This window comes from Parasphingorhabdus sp. (genome assembly GCF_036963705.1).
Classification (GTDB): domain Bacteria; phylum Pseudomonadota; class Alphaproteobacteria; order Sphingomonadales; family Sphingomonadaceae; genus Parasphingorhabdus.
Genome location: NZ_JBALUT010000129.1, coordinates 1 through 3,570, shown reverse-complemented (window position 1 = coordinate 3,570; position 3,570 = coordinate 1). Strand labels below are relative to the sequence as shown.

Sequence of the window (3,570 nt, the reverse complement as noted above, 5' to 3'; positions counted from 1 at the left end):
GCGCCAGCACGATCACCGGCACTGCTTCGTCGATAAGCGCGATAGGTCCGTGTTTCATCTCGCCGGACGCATAGCCCTCGGCGTGGATATAGCTGATTTCCTTAAGCTTGAGCGCGCCTTCCATCGCCAGCGGATAGTCCGGACCACGGCCCAGATAGAGGACGTCCCGCGCCGGAGCGATATGATGGGCCATGTCCGCAATATCATCATCATGGGCCAAGGCAGCGTTGAGCGCGGCCGGTGCTTCGGTCAGATGTTTGACCACTTCGCGCTCCTCGTCGCGAGTCATCTTTCCCTTTACCACCGCCAGATGAGCGGCGAGCGCCGCCAGGACAGCTAGCTGGCACGAAAATGCCTTGGTCGAAGCGACGCCGATCTCGGGACCGGCGTGGGTTGGAAGCAACAGATCGGCCTCCCGCGCCATGCTGCTAGTCGGCACATTGACCACAACAGCGATTTTCTGGCCGTTTTCCTTGCTGTGGCGCAGCGCCGCCAGCGTATCGGCTGTCTCGCCCGATTGGGAGATAAACAGCGCCAGTCCGCCAGCCTCGAGTACCGGATCGCGATAGCGGAATTCGGAAGCAAAATCCAAATCCACCGGCACGCGGGCGAAGGTCTCGAACCAATATTTGGCGACCATCCCGGCATAATAACTGGTCCCGCAGGCGACGATGGTTATCCGCTTGATATCGCGCAAATCGAAATCCATTTGCGGGAGCGCAACCTGCTGCTCGAGCGGGCGAATATAGCTTTGCAGCGTCTGGGCGACCACGGTCGGCTGCTCGAAAATCTCCTTCTGCATGAAATGGCGATAATTGCCCTTTTCAATCGCTGCTGCGGAAACACCGGAGGTCGTGACTTCGCGCTCTACCGATTTGTTGTCCTTGTCATAAATCTCGGCACCGTCGCGGGTGATGACGACCCAGTCGCCTTCTTCAAGATAGGCAATTTTCTGGGTCAGTGGAGCCAGCGCCAAGGCGTCGGACCCCAGATAGGTTTCACCATCGCCATAGCCGACCACCAAAGGCGAACCCAGACGCGCGCCGATCAGCAGATCCGGCTGTGAACGGAAGGCAATCGCCAGGGCAAAGGCGCCGCGCAATTGCGGCAACACCGCCTGGACGGAATCTTGGGGAGACTTGCCCGCTTCAACCTGCTCGCTGACCAGATGCGCCACCACTTCGGTATCGGTTTCGCTTTCAAATTTACGTCCGCGCGCGCTCAATTCTTCGCGCAAGCTCTTGAAATTCTCGATAATACCATTGTGCACCAGCGCTACTTCGCCAGTCGCATGAGGATGGGCATTGCTGGTCGTCGGCGCGCCATGAGTCGCCCAGCGCGTGTGCGCGATGCCGATATTGCCGGCTGCGTCATCAGTTTTAAGGACGTTTACCAAATTGGCGAGCTTGCCCTCCGCGCGCCGGCGGATAAGCTGGCCATCATGCACCGTGCAGATGCCGGCGCTGTCATAGCCGCGATATTCCATACGCTTCAGGCCGTCTACGAGACGGTCCGAGACAGGCTGGTTGCCAACAATTCCAATAATTCCGCACATGGTTTTTCGGGCTTTCTACTAAAGTGTATAGGGTACTCGGATTCCCGGCATATTGGCAGGAAAATCCTTTATATTGCGCGTTACCAGAACACGACCGCGTGTCATTGCGGTTGCGAGGATGATGGCGTCGGGCGATTTGAGCCGGGGGCGCTGGCGGCGCAGCGTCGCAGCGCGCTCAGATATTTCTTCGTCAATCTCGTCGATTCCGAAACCGGACAGAAGTATTGATGCCCTGCGCAACTGCTCGTCGGTCCCTTTTGACAACACTTCTATCCAGACCATGCGGCTGACCCAAGGACGTGAGCCGCCTTCGGTCGCACGCCGGATTTCCGCGCGCGCCTGTTCATAGCCTGCAAACGCATCGATTATGATATTGGAATCAAAGGTGAAACCGCTCACTGGGTTGAATGTTTCTTCGACGCGGGATATTGTCCGCCCATCATGTTGATATAGATTTGCCGTTGCCGGTCATCCTCCTCATCAAACAGATCGGGGAACTCAGCCTTCACCGCTTCATAATCATCGTCCCATGGCCGCGTCCATCTTGCTCGCTCGCGCCGCTGCCATTCCACAGAATCACCGATATCCGTGCGATCTTTCCACGCGCCAAAACCAATATCCAGCCAGTCTTTCGGCGCTTCGGAACGATAGGCGCTCACCGCCTCCCGCAGCAATTGCGCCCGCGACTTGCCCTGCTCCGCCGCTTGCGCGTCGAGCCATTTCACATCGTCTTCGGGAAGGTCTGCTAAAATTCGGGCCATGATGATATCATGATATCATATCGTGATATCATGTCAATACAAGGTTATCAAAGGTGCCTTGCGATTGGCTCGCAACCGCTTTAGCTTTTGCCCAGCAATAATTTGGTCTGTGAGGATTGGAAATGAAAAAATCATTCTTTGTCATTGCCTGCGTTTTTCTGTCAGCGGCAACGCCTGCGATAGCGACTGATAACCAGATGGAAGATGATCGCGCTGCCATCATTGCTGCTTTTGAAGCAATTAACGCCAAACAGTTCGAACTCGCGATAAGCAAGGCGGATATGGTGATCAGACATTTTGAGGACGACAAGCAAAACGACTCTGCTTACCGATGTGCGTTTGGGGAGGTGGATGTTCTAGGCACACTGTTGGGCACCGCGCTGGAGACCGACAGAGGTGAGCGAGACAAGGAGAAAGCCAACACAGTCGTCGTGGCAGCTGATATTTGCTCAGCATATTTTGCCAAGGGCTTTGCCTTGATAGATATAGGCAATCGCGCCGAAGCATTACCAAACCTCGAAATAGCTGTGCGAATGGACCCCGACAACCAGCATTATCTCAACGAATTGGCCGAATGGCATAAGAGCGGCAAAGATTGGCAGACATCTCTGAAGATATTCACCGAAGCTAGCAAAACCAGCGATCTTTCGATCGAGCTGATGGAGAACAAAAATCAGTCCACTGAAATAGCAAATTCAATGCGCTGCAGATCCTATCGTGGTATCGCGTTCAATCATGTCGAAATGGGCAATTGGACCGACGCACGGTCAGCGATCAACGAATGCTTGAAGCTGATCCCCGATGACCCTGGCTCGCTACAGGAACTAAAATATATTGATGCTCAGTCGGTCGAGAAATAAGCCCCTTCCCTGCCCCTCACTCGCTATGATGAATGACTCATCCGATTGATCTTAGCGGAGAATCTACCTTCACCACATTTCCGCACGTCTCAATTGATGTATTCACTTACTGTGTATGTGCCTCATCACTGCATGCAGCAATGGCGAGAATGATCGGCGCGACAGAGGACAATCCCAGAGCTCTGGCGCGATTCACGATTTTTTTCCCTTAGTTTTCTTCTTCGCGCTCGCTTCATTGAATCGATCAGCCCAACCCGCCTTCACAGTCTGCTCCGCCCGAACCAGCGCCAGATCACCAGCCGCGACATCTTTCGTCAGCGTCGCCCCAGCCCCGACAATCGCGCCATCACCGATGGTCACCGGCGCCACTAGCGCGCTGTTCGACCCGATAAAC

The 3,570-nt window shown here is 55.0% G+C and carries 5 protein-coding genes; 1 reads left to right on the top strand and 4 read right to left on the bottom strand.

What is annotated here, in order from left to right; all coding sequences use genetic code 11:
- The 3 genes from glmS to V7680_RS15180 all read right to left on the bottom strand — a co-directional run.
- On the bottom strand, window positions 1–1,555 hold a 1,555-nt coding region (gene glmS, locus V7680_RS15190; protein ID WP_335654099.1), incomplete at its 3' end, for a glutamine--fructose-6-phosphate transaminase (isomerizing).
- An 18-nt stretch (window positions 1,556–1,573) separates the two neighbouring features.
- Entirely contained in the window at window positions 1,574–1,954 is a 381-nt protein-coding gene (locus tag V7680_RS15185; RefSeq protein ID WP_335654098.1) for a type II toxin-antitoxin system VapC family toxin, read from the bottom strand.
- Window positions 1,951–2,316 carry a ribbon-helix-helix protein, CopG family gene (locus V7680_RS15180; RefSeq protein ID WP_335654097.1) on the bottom strand — a complete coding sequence of 122 codons (366 nt, stop codon included), beginning with the start codon at window positions 2,314–2,316 and terminating at the stop codon, window positions 1,951–1,953. Before V7680_RS15180 ends, V7680_RS15185 begins: the two co-directional genes overlap by 4 nt.
- 122 nt (window positions 2,317–2,438) lie before the next feature.
- Here V7680_RS15180 and V7680_RS15175 point away from each other — a divergent pair, with 122 nt between their 5' ends.
- Window positions 2,439–3,176: a tetratricopeptide repeat protein gene (locus V7680_RS15175; protein ID WP_335654096.1), complete on the top strand. Its 738-nt coding sequence runs from the start codon at window positions 2,439–2,441 to the stop codon at window positions 3,174–3,176.
- A gap of 192 nt (window positions 3,177–3,368) precedes the next feature.
- Here V7680_RS15175 and V7680_RS15170 read toward each other — a convergent pair.
- Window positions 3,369–3,570: DapH/DapD/GlmU-related protein (locus tag V7680_RS15170; RefSeq protein ID WP_335654095.1), on the bottom strand; the 202-nt coding region annotated here is incomplete at its 5' end.